A 16,390-nucleotide genomic window follows, 5' to 3' on the forward strand; every position below is an offset into this window, starting at 1 on the left:
ACCCTCAATAGGCTTGTGTGGGACGGTCGAAAACGTTGCGGCCCAGCGCGGAGGCGGCGAGATCCACCATCAGCTGCGCGGTGCGGCCGCGTTCGTCGAGGAAAGGGTTCAGCTCGACAAGGTCGAGCGCGGTCATCAGTCCGCTGTCGTGCAGCATCTCCATGACCAGATGCGCCTCGCGCACGGTGGCGCCACCGGGCACCGTGGTGCCGACGGCAGGCGCATAGGCGGGATCGAGAAAATCGACATCGAGCGATACATGAAGATGACCACCCGCATCCGCCACGCGCTTGAGGAAAGCGGCCATGGGCCGGGCGATCCCGTTCTCGTCGATCTCGCGCATGTCGACGCGCTGGATCTGCGTTTCCGACAGCGCCGCCCGTTCCGCCGGATCGACCGAACGCAGGCCGATCATCGCGATCCGGTCACCGGGCAGGGGTGCGGGCAGGGCCGGCCAGCCGGCGAACCCGTCGCGTCCGGTCACATAGCCCACCGGTGTGCCGTGCAGGTTTCCGCTGTCGGTGCTTTCGGTGGTGTGGAAATCGCTATGCGCGTCCAGCCACAGCAGGAACAGCGGTTTTCCCGCCGCCTCGGCATGGCGCATGGAGCCGAGCACGGTGCCCGCGGCCAGCGCGTGATCGCCGCCCAGCGTGATGGGCATGCCGCGGGTCAGGGTCTGCTCGGTGGCATCGGCCAGCGCCTCGGTCCAGGCGATGGTTTCCTCCAGATGCTGAAGCTTGGGGTGTGGCCGCGGGGTGAAGGGACGCGGCGCAAGGTTGCCGATGTCCGACACCTCGTGGCCAAGATCGCGCAGCGCCTCGGCCAGCCCGGCGGTGCGATAGGCATCGGGCCCCATCAGGCAGCCGCGCCGCGCCTTGCCGCAATCGACGGGGGCGCCCTGAAGAATGCAATGTCGTGTCATGGTAAGACCTCTCAATTCCGTTGTGGTGGATATAGGGGAATGAATCGGATAGGAGTAAGCGATCAAATTGTCCGCATTGGATCATCATTGATCGAATTGGAGCATAAAATGGACGAAACGGATGATCGGCTGATCGCGGCGCTGCGGCACGACGCGCGCGCGTCGCTGTCGGATCTGGCCGCGCGGCTGGGACTGGCGCGCACCACCGTGCGCGCGCGCCTCGCGCGGTTGCAGGAACGCGGCGATATCGTGGGCTTTACCGTGGTCACGCGCGCGGATGTGGCGCGTGATCCGGTGCGCGGCCTGATGATGATCGGGATCGAGGGGCGCGGTGCCGAGAGGATCAAACGCCAGCTGGTCAATATGGCAGAGCTGCGCAGCGTTCACTCGACCAACGGGCGCTGGGATCTGATTGTCGAGATCGGCGCGGATACGCTGGTGGCCTTCGACGCCGTGCTGGACCGGATCCGCAAGCTTGACGGTGTCGTGTCGAGCGAGACGAGCCTGCTGCTGAGTACCCGCAAGGCAGGCTAGCGCGCCGGTTTCAGGCGCGTCGTGCCGCGCTTATCCAGACGCACATCAGTGCCAGCGACAGGATCGCGTTCCAGCCCGCCATGCTGATGCCCAGCATCTGCCACGCGATGTCATCGCAGCGCACCAGAGGGGCGGACATGATCTGGTCCAGCAGCTGATCCGCGCTCAGCCCGCCGACACCGGAGGAGGTGCAGGTGGTCGGGCCTTCCCACCAGCCCTGTTCGACGCCCACATGATACGCGCCGATGGCCGAAGTCGTGAGGGCCGCCAGCGCGCCCAGCCACGCCAGTGCAAAGCGGTTGCTGAACAGCACAACCAGACCGATGACGATGGCCACCGCATGCGGCCAGCGCTGCCACAGGCACAGCTTGCAGGGCGCAAGCCCTCCCAGATGCTGAAACCCGAAGGCCCCAAGCAGCAGGGCAGCAGAACCAAGCGTGGCAACAAGGACGAGAGAACGAGCATTCATAGGAACTTGACCGCGTAAAAGCCGCCCAGCAAAAGCAGGACCGCGAGGATGAACATCAAGGGCAAGCGGCGCTCAATAAAGTCGCGCACCGGCGCGCCGTACTTATATAGCAGCGCGGCGACGAGGAAAAACCGGATGCCACGGGCAAGGATCGAGGTTGCGATAAACGTTCCCAGCGGCATGGCTGTCCAGCCCGACATGATGGTGATGACCTTGTAGGGAAATGGGGTGACCCCGGCGGTCAGCACCGCCCAGAAGCCCATGTCGTTGAACCGGGTCGCGAATTCGGCCATCGCATCGGCCTTGCCCAGCGATTGAAGGATCGGCGCACCGAGTGTCTCGAAGGCGAAGGCCCCGATGGCGTAGCCGAAAAGCCCGCCGATGACCGACGCAAAAAGCGCGGTCGCGGCGATCACGAATGCGCGGTTGGGCCGCGCAAGGATCATCGGGATCATGATGACATCCGGCGGGATCGGGAAGAACGAGCTTTCGACAAAGGCGACAAGCGCCAGAACCCACAGGGCGCGCGGATGATCGGCAAGGCCGAGTGTCCAGTCATAAAGGCGTTGGATCATCGCGGTTGTCTTTCCCTCGGCGCACGCCACGGTCTGACCACGACGGCGCGCGACGGTCAAGGCTGCCGTGGCCCCAATTCCCCCTTGCCCAGAAACCGACACCGCGCTAAGCCCCTCTGCGAGAGCCCAAGTGGCGGAATGGTAGACGCAGGGGATTCAAAATCCCCCGCCGCAAGGCGTGCCGGTTCGAGTCCGGCCTTGGGTACCAGGCTCTTCCAGAGAATGCGATGTTGCCGTCGGGGCGGACTGTCGTTTCGGCACCCTACGCCGTGCCGAGCGGGACAGATGCGCCGTTATTGCGATCATCTTCCGCGCCGTCTGGCAGCTTTCCTTCCCGACGCGGTGCAGGAAACGGGCGGACCATAAACCTGATGCGACGCCTGTGTTTCGATTCGTCGAAATGTGGCAACATGCGTTTTCGAGCGGGGGTCAAAATGCGCCTTTCGACATGATTGGTGCACATTCGTGAACGCACCCCCTTGATTGAGGCAAAAACGAGGCCACGGCCCTTCGCGCCATTGGCGCGCTGTGATTGTTGAGGAACGAGCAACAATGAGATGTCGCAGGCGGGCGCGGCATAGCGGAAAAGAGCGCCCTTGCCGTAGTTAACGGAGTTCTGCGAAAATTTACGCGTTTCCGTAAGTGAAACAATAATTTCACCGAAGCGGCTGAAGCGTGGCAAAGCGTTAACCGCTTTTGCATTTTTTCGCCCAGACCGTGACACTTTTCAAACATTTTTCCCTTTGTGCGGCTCCGGACGTTGGATATCACTGGTGTTGCCCAACTGGGGGGCTTCGAAATTTTTGGTCTCGGGGGCGACCGCACTGAAACTGTGTCCTATGGATGCGGGGAACCGTGCCGGTTGCGTATTTGCGACTGCCACATCCGTCTGAACCGGCTTTCCTGCGCGCAGCGCGGAACCCGGCCCAGCGGTCCTCCCTTCAGCTTGCGGCGGTTATCAGTGCGTGTCGTGATGAGACCATTCGTTTCGCTGCTTCGCGGGGTTACGGTTTGAACGGAGACGGTTGTATGACGTCAGATGACACAAGACTTCGATTTGGCGGCGCCGGATGTGCGTGCCTTGGACATTTGTCTGCTGTTTCCCAACCAGACTCCCTCTCATTTTCCAGTCCGGCCGCCGCGCGCGCCGCGCGTAGTGCTGCATAGGAGCGACTTCGATGATCAGAACAATTGATTTCAACGACCTCACCGCGGGTGAAACCGTCACCACCCAATACGACGCGCAGAATGTGCAGATCTCTGCGCTGGCCAACGCGCCCGGTGTCGATCAGGCGATGGTGTTCGACAGCGCCAACCCCACCGGCGGGGACGAGGATCTTCGCACGGACGATCTCGAGAAGGTGTTGATCATTTCCGAAGACGGCGATGCCACGGACCCCGATGACAACAGCACAGGCGGCACGGTCGAGTTCAGCTTTACCTATCTTTCGACCGTCAAATCGCTGACCTTCATCGACCTTGAAGAGCCCGCGCGCATGTATTTCTACGCCGCTGACGGATCGCTGATCGAAGAGCAATACGTGCCGCCAAACGGCGACAACGGCGTCACCCAGGTGTCGATCTTTGTCGAGAACGTCGATCGTCTGGTGGTCGAGATGACCGAATCCGGCGCATTGGACAATCTGGTCTTTGACGACAGCCTGCCCGAAACCCCCGTTGGCGACGGCATCGTGTCGGGTGACGAGGATGGCAACATCATCGATCTGGCCTACACCGGTGACCCCGAGGGCGACCGGATCGACGCGGGCGACGCCCTGCTGCCCGGCGAGGCACCGGATGACGACATCGTCGATGCCCGTGGCGGCGACGACAGCGTGACCGCGCTGGACGGAAACGATGATATCTACGCAGGCAGCGGCGACGACACTGTTCTGGGCGGCGCCGGCGACGATCTGATCTTCGGGGACCGCACTCTCGCGGGCGGCGAGGGCGCGCGCGAAAGCTTCAACTGGAGCGAACTTGGTGCGGCGGACGGCGCGGCGGTCAGCAGCTTTACCCAGGATACCGGCAGCACCAACGTCACGTTCACCAATCTCGGCTCCACGGCCAAGACCTCGACAACCTTCTCTTCGGACCAGCAGAACACCTCTTCGATCGACGGCGGGGCAGAGACTGTCGATGCCAACAGCTCGCTCGAAAGCGAAACCCGCGCCGAGGGCCAGAGCGCTACCTACGAGTTGAGCTTTGACAGTGCGGTGCGTGACGTCGATTTCAACATCAACGACATCGACGGCGACAGCCTGATCACCATTCAGGCCTTCGACGCCGACGGCAACCCGGTCGAGGTGACGCTGACCGGCGGCTCTGGCCTCACGCTGAGCGATACCGACGCGGTGCCCGGCAACGACACGGCCGACAGCGATGGCGGCTATGCCGATGCGTTTGGCGATGTATACTCGCTGAAGGTCGATATTGCGGGGCCTGTTTCGCGGGTCGTCATCTCGCATGTCCAGAACGGCCCCGGCGGGACCAATCCCAACATCACGGATGTCTTCTTTACGACGGCTGGCAGCGGCGTGATCGCGGCTGGCAACGACAGCCTTCTGGGCGAAGAGGGTGACGATACGATCTTCGGCGAAGGCGGCAATGACACGATCATCGGCGGCGCAGGTGCCGACAGCCTGTCGGGCGGCGATGACGCCGACCTCTTCGTGGGCGGAGATGTGGGCGATGTCGTGGACGGCGGCACCGGCGGCGATGACCGTGATACGCTGGATCTTTCCGACTCCGGTCCGCTGCGCGTGGCCGAGGAAACACTGGACGCCGACGGCGACAGCTTCTCGGGGACGATCGAATTCCTGAACGCGGACGGCTCCGTGCGCGGCACGATGACCTTTGCCGAGATCGAGGAAAAGATGCTGCCCGCGAACCTGCCGCCGGTTGCGACGGACGATACGGCCACAACGGACGAAGATACGACCATCACCATTCCCGTGCTGGCGAATGATACCGATCCCGACCTTGATCCGCTGACCGTGACCGCAGCCTCGTCGGATTTCGGCACTGTCGTGATCAACGGCGACGGAACGCTCGATTTCACCCCGAACCCGGACTTTTTCGGCGAGGCGGTCATCAACTACACCATCACCGACGGCAACGGCGGGTTTGACGATGCTGTGGTCACCGTCACCGTCAATGACGTCGTGGACGCCAATGCCCCCGTGGCCGTGGACGACACGGCGGTGACGGACGAAGATACCGCCGTCACGATCCCGGTTCTGGCGAACGACAGCGACCCGGACGGCGATCCGCTGACGGTCATCGCGGCAACCAGCGCGGATGGCGATGTGGTCATCAACGCGGACGGCACGCTGACCTTCACGCCGAACCCCGACTTCAACGGCGACGCGGTGATCGACTACACGATCACGGACGGGCGGGGCGGTTTCGACGACAGCATCGTCACCGTGACGGTAAACCCCGTGCAGGATCCACCCGTGGCGCTGGACGATGTGGCATCGACCGAAGAGGACACCACTGTCACGATCTCCGTCCTGGCGAACGACAGCGATCCCGATGGCGATCCGCTGACGATCACGGATGCGACGAGCGCCGACGGGGCAGTCACGATCAACGGTGACGGCACGATCGATTTCACCCCCGCTGCCGGGTTCAACGGCGATGCGGTCATCAACTACACGATCACCGACGGCAACGGCGGCTTCGATGACGCGGTGGTCAGCGTATCGGTTGGCGAAGTCAACGACGCGCCGGTCGCGGCGGACGACGTGGCCGAAACGCCCGAGGACACGGCGATCACCATCCCGGTCCTGGCGAACGACAGCGATCCGGATGGCGATCCGCTGACAATCACCGCCGCCAGCAGCCCGGACGGCGAGGTCGTCATCAACGATGACGGGACCGTCACCTTCACGCCCAACCCCGACTTCAACGGGCCGACGACAATCAGCTACACCATCTCCGATGGTAACGGCGGCGAAGATACTGCAACAGTCGATCTGACGGTTACACCGGTGAACGATCCGCCCGTCGCCGAAGACGACGTGGCCGAAACCGATCAGGCAACTGCGGTCACCGTGCCGGTCCTGCTGAACGACAGCGACCCCGAGGGCGATCCGCTGGAGATCATCGCAGCCTCCAGCCCCGATGGCGACGTGGTGATCAACGACGACGGCACGCTGACCTTCACGCCGGCACCGGATTTCACCGGCGAGGCGACCGTGAACTACAGCATCGGCGACGGCAACGGCGGCACCGATCCGGCGATCGTCACCGTAACGGTTCTGCCGGTTAACACGGCGCCTGTGGCCGTGGACGATACCGCTACGACCGTCGAGGATACGGCCGTCATCATTCCGGTACTGGCCAACGATACCGACCCCGATCTCGACCCGCTGACCGTCACGGCGGCCACGTCGGATCAGGGCGATGTGGTCATCAACGATGATGGCACCGTGACCTTCACGCCAAACCCGGACTTCACCGGCGAGGCGGTCATCAACTACACGATCTCCGACGGTAACGGCGGCAGCGACGATGCGGTCGTGACCGTGACCGTGACCGTGACCGACGGCATCGTGCAGTTCCCGCCGGTCGCGACGGACGACACCGCCGAAACCGACGAGGAAACCCCCGTCACCATCGACGTTCTTCTCAACGACAGCGATCCCGATGGCGATCCGCTGACCGTGACCGAGGCGCTGTCGGACGACGGCACAGTCGTGATCAACGGCGACGGGACGCTGACGTTCACCCCGAACGAGGATTTCTTCGGCGAGGCCGTGATCGACTACACCATCACGGACGGGCGCGGTGGGTTCGACGACAGCCGCGTCTTCGTGACCGTGAACAACGTCAACGACGCCCCCGTGGCGGCGGATGACTGCGTCAGCACGCCCGAGGACACGCCTGTCACGATCCCGGTTCTGGCGAATGACACCGATGCGGACGGCGATCCGCTGACCGTGACATCGGCCACCAGCCCCGATGGCGACGTGGTGATCAACGCTGACGGCACGCTGACCTTCACACCGGCGACCGATTTCACCGGCGACGCCGAGATCACCTATACCATCGAGGATGGCAACGGCGGCACCGACACCGGGATCGCCAAGGTCTCGGTGGGCGAGGTCTCTGACCCGCCTGTCGCGGTGGACGATGTGGCCGAAACGGATGAAGACACGGCCGTCACCATCGCGGTGCTTGCCAACGACAGCGATCCCGATGGCGATCCGCTGACCGTGACCGAGGCGACGAGCCCCGACGGCGCGGTCGTGATCAACGATGACGGTACGCTCACCTTCACACCCGACCGCGATTTCAACGGGCCGACCACGATCAGCTACACGATCATCGACGGCAACGGCGGCGAAGCGACGGCGACCGTCGATGTGACGGTCAATCCGGTCAACGACGGCCCGCTGGCCGAGGATGACACGGCCGACACCAACCAGGGCACAGCCGTTATCATTGCGGTTCTCGACAACGACAGCGATGTCGAGGGCGATCCGCTGACGGTCATTCAGGCGATCAGCCCGAACGGCGATGTCGTCATCAACCCCGATGGCACGCTGACCTTCACACCGGCCCCTGACTTCACCGGCGAAGCGGTCATCAACTACACCGTGGACGACGGCAACGGCGCCACGGACCCTGCGGTCGTCTTTGTCACGGTCCGTGACGGTATCGTGTCGGGCACCGACGGCGACGACGTGATCGACGTCGACTACACCGGCGATCCCGAAGGCGACATGGTCGACAACATGGACGAGTTCCTGCCCGGCGAGGGCCCGAACGACGACATCATCGAAGCGGGCGACGGCAACGACACGGTTCTGGCTGGCGACGGCAACGACGATGTATCGGGCGGCACCGGCGATGACAGCATCGACGGCGGCGTTGGCGACGACAGCATCGCGGGCGACGAAGGCAACGATGTGCTGGACGGTGGCATGGCCGATGGCACCGTTCCGGGGGGCGACGATACGCTTCTCGGCGGTGTCGGCGACGACACCATCATCGGGCGCGACGGATCCGATGTGGTCGAAGGCGGCGACGGTGCGGACAGCATCGACACCGGCAACGGCGACGTTCTGCCCGATCTGGGCTATCCCGGTCTCTTCCCCGGCGATCCGGACCCCGAAAACGACCGCGACCTTGTCGACGGGGGCGCCGGTAACGACACCATCCGCACAGGCGACGACCGCGACACTATCACCGGCGGTGACGGCGACGATGTCATCAACGCGGGCATCGACGACGACATTGTCGAAGGCAACGATGGCGACGATCGCATCGTCGGCGGCGAAGGCAATGACGATATCCTCGGCGGTGCAGGCAACGATACGATCTATGCCGGCAACGACCCCGACGAGATCCCCGATGGCACAGACATCGAGGATGACGGCTCCAACCCCTTCGGTCCCGACCTGCGGCCCGACAACGGGCGCGATACCGTGGACGGCGGCGACGGCGATGACGTCATCTTCGGCGCGGACGACGACGATGTTCTGCTCGGCGGTTCCGGCAACGACTATATCGACGGCGAGATCGACGACGATATCATCGACGGCGGCACCGGCAACGACACGCTGATCGGCGGTCAGGGCAATGACAGCATCGACGGCGGTCGCGGCACCGATACGATCGAGGGTGGCACCGGCAACGATACGCTGCGCGGCAACCGCGAGGATGACACGATCCACGGTGGCGACGGCGACGATGTGATCGACGGCGGGGCCGACGACGACATCCTCTCCGGTGATGCCGGAAACGACAGCCTGCAAGGCGGCACCGGAAATGACCTGCTCGACGGCGGCACCGGCGACGACAGCCTCGATGCGGGGCAGGGCGACGATACCGTCGAAGGGGGTGCCGGCAACGACACCATCAGCGGCAATGTCGGCGACGACAGCCTCAGCGGCGGTGACGGCGACGATGTGATCACGGGCGGGCAGGGCGATGATCTGTTCGACGGTGGCGCGGGATCGGACACGATGACGGGCGGCGCGGATCGCGACAACTTCATCAACGTCAACGCCGGCGATATCGTGGACGGTTCGGAAACCGGCGATGATTTCGACTGTCTCGACCTGACGGGCTCGGCGCCCGAAGGCGGCAGCCTGAACATCCTGCCTGATCCGGCGGATCCCGATAACCCCGAGAACGGCATCGTCCAGTATCGCAATGCCGACGGGTCCGACGCGGGTCAGCTGGTTTTCTCGAACATCGAGAAGGTCATTCCCTGCTTCACCCCCGGCACGATGATCGCCACCCCGAGGGGCGAGCGCCGCGTCGAGGATTTGGAGGTCGGCGACCGCGTGATCACCCGTGACAACGGCATGCAGGTCATCCGCTGGATCGGCAAGCGTGACATGCCGGGTGAGGAACTGGCCGCGAAAGAGCACCTGCGCCCGGTCCTCATCCGTCAGGGCGCGCTTGGCAACGGATTGCCCGAACGCGACATGATGGTGTCACCGCAGCACCGTGTGCTGATCGCCAACGACAAGACCGCGCTCTATTTCGAAGAGCGTGAGGTGCTCGTCGCGGCAAAGCACCTGACGGACATGGACGGGATCGACGTGGTGGAGGTATCCTCGACGACCTATATCCACATCATGTTCGACCGCCACGAAGTCGTGCTGTCGGACGGCACCTGGACCGAAAGCTTCCAGCCGGGCGATATGTCTCTGGCCGGTGTCGGCGATGCGTCGCGCGAGGAAATTCTGGAACTGTTCCCGGAACTTGCGACCCGCGAAGGGGTGGATGCCTATGCATCGGCGCGCAAGGCGCTGAAAAAGCACGAGGCGAAGCTGATCACCCGCTAGATCTGCCCGAAAATTTCCGCCGGGGGCCATATGCCCGCGGCGGCCCGAAATATGCAGCAACATCCTGGTGTAGTGAGCCGGGGTGAACAGGGGCGGGCCGCGGATGCGTGGCCCGCTTCTTGCAATTTAGGCGGTACTGTCGCCAGAAAACGTGCAATCTGCTGCGGATAACACCTATTGTTCGTAAGATATTGAGAAATATGTTGAAAAAGTGACAATTTATTGTCGCGCGTTAACCTTTGGTGCTATGATGGGTCATACTCAAAATTTACATACATTGGATTCTAGCCATGGCCGATATTTCGGGAACTTCTGGAAATGACAGCATCGTCGGAACCGAAGAGGACGACCGCATCTCCGGTGGCGACGGCATCGACAGCTTGGAAGGACGCGGCGGGGACGACCTGATCGAGGGGGGCGCGGGCGCCAGCCTGATCGTGGGTGGCGCGGGCAACGACACGCTTGTGGGCGGTCCGCAGACCGATGATTTCTTCGGTGGTGACGGCGATGACCTGATCACCGGCAACGGCGGCGGTGATCTGTTCAACGGGGGCGCCGGTGCCGATACGATGACCGGCGGCGAAGGTCGTGACGTTTTCTACAACGTCACTGCGGGCGATGTGATCGACGGCGGCGAGGGCGGCGACGATTTCGACCGCATCAACGCCGAAAACGGTATTCCCGAAGGCGGCAGCATCCGTGTGGACCGTGATCCGGACAACCGCGAAAACGGGACCATCAACTATTTCAATGCCGATGGATCCGAGGCGGGCACCATTGATTTTCGCAATATCGAGAAAGTCGTTCCCTGCTTTACACCCGGCACAAGGATCGCGACGCCCCGTGGTGAGGTCGCCGTTGAAACGCTGTCGGTGGGCGATCGCATCATCACGCGCGACAACGGTCTGCAGGCGATCCGCTGGATCGGGCGCCGCGAGATGTCGCGCGACGAACTCGATGCGGCGCGCCACCTGTGTCCGGTGCGGATCTCCAAAGGCGCGCTTGGCAATGATCTGCCCGAGCGCGATCTGGTGGTCTCTCCCAATCACCGTGTTCTGGTGGCGAACGACAAGACAGCCCTCTATTTCGAGGAAAGCGAAGTTCTGGTCGCCGCGAAACATCTGACCGGATTGCCCGGTGTCGAAATCCTCACGGGGCGCGAGACGACCTATATCCACCTGATGTTCGACCAGCACGAGATTATCCTGTCCGACGGCTGCTGGAGCGAAAGCTTCCAGCCGGGGGTGAATTCGCTTGCCGGTGTTGGAAATGCGCAGCGTATCGAATTGCTGGAGATTTTTCCCGAACTCGCGCGGCGCGAAGGGATCGAAAACTACGTCTCGGCGCGGCGCAGCGTCAAGGCGCACGAGGCGGTTCTGCTGCTCAAGTAGCGTCTTGCCGCGCGCGCCAGCGGTCCCAGTCTTCGGGCGTGTCCAGATCGGTCACCGCATGGGCATCGGGCAGGGGAACAAGACTGGTCTGCGCGCGGTGGCGCGCGACCACTTCACGCCCGCCAAAGTCACCATCGGCGTGCATCAGATCGGGCCAGAGGGATTGCGTGAAAACGATTGGATGGCCGGGTGTGCCGTCGGCCATGCAGCCGCGCCAGATGCGGGTCTTACCATCCGCGCGTCCGGCTGCGGCCAGAAGGCGTTGCATATCCTGCGTCGTAATCTCGGGCATGTCGGCAAGGGCCACCATCACCGCGCGGGCGACGCCGAGGGCCGCAATCCCTGCCCGTAAAGAGGCGGACATGCCGGCAGAGGCATCCGCAACCTCAACCAGCTGCGCCTCCAGACCCCGGACCGCGTCGTAACGCGGATGGGGCGCGGGCGGCAGGGTGACGAAAACATCGGCATCCGTCGCGGCCATGGCGCGCTGCACCTGTCGGCGCAAAAGCGGGATGCCATCGACGCTCTCCAGCAGCTTGTCACGCCCGCGCATCCGGCGCGAGGCGCCGGCGGCAAGCATCAGTATCGGTATGTCACGGGTCATGCGGTCATCCGCGCATCCGCGCGCCGTCGGGGTCGAGCAGCGGCGCGGTTATCAGCCGCGCGCTGCGCATCTGCCCGAGGATTTCGATCTCTACCGCCAGTCCTTCGGCGATCAGCTCCGGTGGCACAAACCCCTGTGCGACGGATTTGCGCGCGTGATGTGAATACCCGCCGGAGGTACAGAACCCCACCACCGCACCGTCGTGCCAGATCGGCTCATACCCCTGCACATCGGCGTCCTCGGCATCTACCTCGAAGGCAGCGAGCCTGCGGCGCGGACCGGTCTCGCGTTCGGCTTCTGCCGCGGTGCGACCGATGAAATCGCTGCTCTTGGTCCAGGCGATGAAACGGTCCAGACCGGTTTCGGCGGCGGTGTAATCCGGTCCGAATTCCAAAAGCCATGCCCCGAAGAACCGGTCAAGCCGGAGCGACATCATCGCGCGCATCCCGAAGGGCGTGATCGCGAAGGGCTGGCCCGCCTGCCACAGCGTATTCCAAAGCGTGCGCTGCGCCATCGCATCGCAGTAGATCTCGAACCCCAGATCGCCGGTATAGCTGACCCTCTGGACGATGCAGGATACCGGCCCGACGGTCAGCCTGCGCACATCGAGGAACGCCATATCGCCGATTTCCTCAAGGGTACATTCCGCGAGGACATCGCGCGCCTGCGGCCCCGCAATCTGGAACCCCGTCACCCGGTCCGAGATATTCTCGACCCGCACACCGTCCTGCGCGTGGCTGTCGAACCACCGCATGTGGTAGGCCTGCGCACCGTAGGACGCGGTCAGCTGGAAGGTCTCGGGCCCGAGGCAGGAGACGGTGAAATCCCCGATCAGCCGCCCCTTGGGCGACAGCATCGGGGTCAGCGCCAGCCGCCCCTGCTGCGGGACCCGCCCGGCCATGATCCGGTCGAGCCAGTCGCGCGCGCCCGGTCCGGTCACGCGGTATTTGCCGAAATTCTGCACCTCGTTGATGCCGACGCCGCCGCGCACTGCGGCCACTTCGCGGGCGGTGGCCGCAAAGGCATCGGAGCGGCGGAAGGAAGGGGTTTCATAGCGGGGTTCATCCCCCGTGGCGAAATAGTTCGCCACCTCCAGCCCGTACTGATGGCCCCAGACCGCCCCCATGCCGGTAAAGATATCGTACATCGGTGTGGTGTGGTGCGGACGGGCGGCGGGCAGTTCTTCGTTGGGGTAGCTGACAGAGAACCGGTGGCGGTAGTTCTCGATCACCTTGGGCAGCGTGTACCCCGGGCCGATCCAGTCGCCGAAACGGGCCACATCCATGGCAAAGACATCGCGCTCGGGCTCTCCCTCGATCATCCATTGCGCCAGTGTCAGGCCCACACCGCCCCCCTGGCTGAAGCCCGCCATGACCCCGCAGGCGGACCAGTAGTTGCGCAGCCCCGGCACCGGCCCGACCAGCGGATTGCCATCGGGCGCGAAGGTAAAGGGGCCGTGGATGACGTTCTTGATGCCCGCGCGTTCCAGATCGGGGAAGCGGCGGTAGGCAAAGGCGATGCTGTCCTCGATCTTGTCGAAATCGTTGTCCAGCAGGTCCTGCCCGAAGCTCCACGGAGTGCCGCCCACCGCCCAGGGGCGGCAGCGCTGTTCGTAAAAGCCGATGCACAGGCCGCGCCCCTCTTGCCGCAGATAGCTTTCGCCGGCGGGGTCCATGACGTGGGGGTGCTCGACCCCGTCGCGCATCATCTCTTCGATAAGCGGAACGGGTTCGGTGACCAGATACTGATGCTCCATCGGGTGCAGCGGCAGATAGATGCCCGCCATCGCCGCGACCTCGCGCGCCCACAGACCGCCCGCGTTGACCAGATGTTCCGCGTGGACCGTGCCCTTGTCCGTCACCACATCCCACGTGCCGTCTGGGCGCTGGTTGGTCTCGCGCACCATGCAGTGGGTTTCTATCGTGGCACCACCCAGCCTGGCCGCGCGGGCGTAGGCGTGGGTCGTCCCCGACGGATCGAGGTGTCCGTCCAGCGGATCGTAAAGACCGCCGATCACGCCTGTGACATCGGTGACAGGCGCGATCCGCGCGATTTCCTCGGGACCGATGATTTCGGTCTCCAGCCCCATGAACCGGTGCTTGGCGCGTTCGGCCAGCAGCATGTCGAACCGGTCGCGGTTGTCGGCAAGCGTCACGCCGCCCACATGGTGCAACCCGCAGGACATGCCGGTGATCTCTTCCAGTTCCTTGTAGAGGCGGATCGTGTACCCCTGCAAAGCGGCCATATTGGTATCGCCGTTGAGCGTATGAAACCCGCCCGCCGCGTGCCATGTGGATCCCGAGGTCAGCTCGGACCGCTCCACCAGCATCACGTCCGACCAGCCGAGCTTTGTCAGATGGTAGAGAACGGAGGCTCCGACGACACCGCCACCGATGACACAGACGCGGGTGGATGTTTGCATGGGGCTCTCCGTGGCGGTGCTTTGGCTATGGCCAACCTTGGCGCGCCGCCGGGGACAGGGCAAGGGGCGTGCGCGACATGTGGAGCGCAGCAGCGGCGCCTCTATGCCAAATAGCGCAACCTTGCCCTTGGCGCTGGCCCGGCACCGCGCTACGTGCATTCCATGGAAAATTCGAAAGACCACGCATCGGAAAAGCTGTCCAAGGCCGGCGACAAGCTGGCGCAACAGCCTATTCTGAAACGTCTGGGCCACCGGTTGCAGGATGTCTGGCCTGCCCATCTGATGCCGCGCACGGTGGTGCGCAAGCTGAGCGAATACGCCCGTAAACTCTGGGTCAGGGTGCTGGCGATGGGGTTGCTGAGCGTTCTCGCACTCGGCCTGACGCAGATCCTTGAACCACTGGTGCCCGACAAGATCGCCGAAAGCCTGACAGGTCAGGCCGCCGACCGGCTGCTGCAAATCATCGCCAACGCGATGCTGGCGGCCACGATCTTTTCCATCACCGTCATGGTCAGCGTCTACCGCGCAACATCCCAGCAATGGACGCCGCGGGTGCACCGGCTGATCATACAGGACAGGACCACGCAGAACACCATCGCGGTTTTCATCGGCGCCTATGTCTATGCGCTGATCGCGATCATCCTGCGCGAGCTCGGCGTCTACACCGACGACCGGTCCTTCGTGCTCTTCGTGACCACGGTTCTGGTGCTGGCGGTGATCGTGATCTACCTGATCCGCTGGGTCCTTCACCTTCAGGGTTTCGGCAGCCTGATCGACACCACCCGCCAGATCGAGGAGGTGACCTCGCAGAACTTTACCGATCGTCTGCACAATCCCTGTCTGGGGGCGAACCCGTTGGTGGGCGATATCCCCGAAGACGCCCGCGTGATCAAAGCGGGGCAAAGCGGCTATATCCAGAAGATCTATCCCGAAACCCTGAATGCAGAAGCCCGCGCCCATGGCGTCGACATCTACCTGTGCGAGAACGTGGGCAGTTTCGTTTTCCTCAACGAACCGCTGGCGATGGTGGTGTCCAAGGACGATCCCAATTCGGACGGTCAGGAATACGAAGAGATCGACGCCGCCATAGAGGCCAATATCGTCATCGGTGACGTGCGTATCTTCGATCAGGATCCCCGCTTTGGGCTGATCGTGATGGGCGAGGTGGCGTCAAAGGCGCTGTCGCCGGGGATCAACGATCCGGGCACCGCGATCGACGTGATCACCCGCATCGGGCGCATTCTGTCGGACTATACCGACGAGACCAAGACCGACCGCGACGATGTGCTGGAGCGGCTCTATGTGAAACCGCTCAGCCCCGCGGACCTGCTGGACGACGGCTTCGGGGCTCTGGCGCGGGACGGCGAAACCCTCGTGGAGGTGCAGATCCGGCTTCAGGATACCCTGAGCGGCCTGCGCCGCCATCCCGATGAGGGTCTGTCGCGCGAGGCGCGCAATCTGGCCGAACTCGGATTGCACCGCGCCCTGGCGGCGATGCAGTTCGAGCGCGACCGCGAGAAACTGCGCGCGGCGTCCGATCCCGACGTTGTCGCGGCGGTGGACGAGAAAATGGGGCAAAGCGCCTGAAGGATCGGCCGCATGGGGCAGGTCGGGCAGCGACGAAAGGTGTCGTGAACGGGCAACCCCCGTGGCGCGGCCTGTCTC

General features: G+C 63.8%; 10 protein-coding genes and 1 tRNA gene. 5 read left to right on the forward strand and 6 right to left on the reverse strand.

Features of this window, described 5'->3' with window-relative positions; genetic code table 11:
- Positions 1-4 precede the first annotated feature (4 nt).
- A complete protein-coding gene (gene rocF, locus ABMC89_RS03215) occupies positions 5-922 on the reverse strand; it encodes an arginase (RefSeq protein WP_349565126.1) in 918 nt (305 codons plus the stop codon).
- A 108-nt stretch (positions 923-1,030) separates the two neighbouring features.
- Here rocF and ABMC89_RS03220 point away from each other — a divergent pair, with 108 nt between their 5' ends.
- Positions 1,031-1,456 carry an Lrp/AsnC family transcriptional regulator gene (locus tag ABMC89_RS03220; protein WP_349565128.1) on the forward strand — a complete coding sequence of 142 codons (426 nt, stop codon included), beginning with the start codon at positions 1,031-1,033 and terminating at the stop codon, positions 1,454-1,456.
- Between the two features lie 10 nt (positions 1,457-1,466).
- Here the strand turns inward: ABMC89_RS03220 and ABMC89_RS03225 are convergent, their stop codons facing one another.
- Together ABMC89_RS03225 and ABMC89_RS03230 are read right to left on the reverse strand one after the other, a co-directional pair.
- Positions 1,467-1,925 (reverse strand): disulfide bond formation protein B, encoded by a 459-nt coding sequence (locus ABMC89_RS03225; RefSeq protein WP_349565130.1) that lies wholly within the window; start codon positions 1,923-1,925, stop codon positions 1,467-1,469.
- The gene (locus tag ABMC89_RS03230; protein WP_349565132.1) at positions 1,922-2,500 is read right to left on the reverse strand and encodes a YqaA family protein; all 579 of its coding nucleotides are present in this window, start codon (positions 2,498-2,500) and stop codon (positions 1,922-1,924) included. The genes ABMC89_RS03225 and ABMC89_RS03230 overlap by 4 nt, the downstream gene beginning before the upstream one ends.
- Before the next feature lie 124 nt (positions 2,501-2,624).
- Here ABMC89_RS03230 and ABMC89_RS03235 point away from each other — a divergent pair.
- A tRNA-Leu gene (locus ABMC89_RS03235) sits at positions 2,625-2,708 on the forward strand.
- Between the two features lie 54 nt (positions 2,709-2,762).
- Here the strand turns inward: ABMC89_RS03235 and ABMC89_RS03240 are convergent.
- Entirely contained in the window at positions 2,763-3,182 is a 420-nt protein-coding gene (locus ABMC89_RS03240; RefSeq protein ID WP_349565134.1) for a hypothetical protein, read from the reverse strand.
- 496 nt (positions 3,183-3,678) lie between these two features.
- Between ABMC89_RS03240 and ABMC89_RS03245 the strand changes: the two genes are divergently transcribed.
- On the forward strand, positions 3,679-10,308 hold the full coding sequence (locus ABMC89_RS03245; protein ID WP_349565136.1) for an Ig-like domain-containing protein: 6,630 nt from the start codon (positions 3,679-3,681) through the stop codon (positions 10,306-10,308).
- 290 nt (positions 10,309-10,598) lie between these two features.
- A complete protein-coding gene (locus ABMC89_RS03250) occupies positions 10,599-11,699 on the forward strand; it encodes a Hint domain-containing protein (RefSeq protein WP_349565138.1) in 1,101 nt (366 codons plus the stop codon).
- On the opposite strand, the gene ABMC89_RS03255 is transcribed toward ABMC89_RS03250, so the two are convergent.
- On the reverse strand, positions 11,692-12,303 hold the full coding sequence (locus ABMC89_RS03255; protein WP_349565140.1) for a nucleotidyltransferase family protein: 612 nt from the start codon (positions 12,301-12,303) through the stop codon (positions 11,692-11,694). The two genes, ABMC89_RS03250 and ABMC89_RS03255, sit on opposite strands and share 8 nt — an antisense overlap.
- 4 nt (positions 12,304-12,307) lie before the next feature.
- On the reverse strand, positions 12,308-14,725 hold the full coding sequence (locus ABMC89_RS03260; RefSeq protein WP_349565142.1) for a GcvT family protein: 2,418 nt from the start codon (positions 14,723-14,725) through the stop codon (positions 12,308-12,310).
- Positions 14,726-14,887: 162 nt separating this feature from the next.
- On the opposite strand from ABMC89_RS03260, the gene ABMC89_RS03265 reads away from it, so the two are divergent.
- The gene (locus ABMC89_RS03265) at positions 14,888-16,312 is read left to right on the forward strand and encodes a DUF2254 domain-containing protein (protein ID WP_349565144.1); all 1,425 of its coding nucleotides are present in this window, start codon (positions 14,888-14,890) and stop codon (positions 16,310-16,312) included.
- The last annotated feature ends 78 nt before the right edge of the window (positions 16,313-16,390 follow it).

Origin of the sequence: Sulfitobacter sp. HNIBRBA3233, from assembly GCF_040149665.1 — a bacterium.
GTDB classification, from domain to species: domain Bacteria; phylum Pseudomonadota; class Alphaproteobacteria; order Rhodobacterales; family Rhodobacteraceae; genus Sulfitobacter; species Sulfitobacter marinivivus.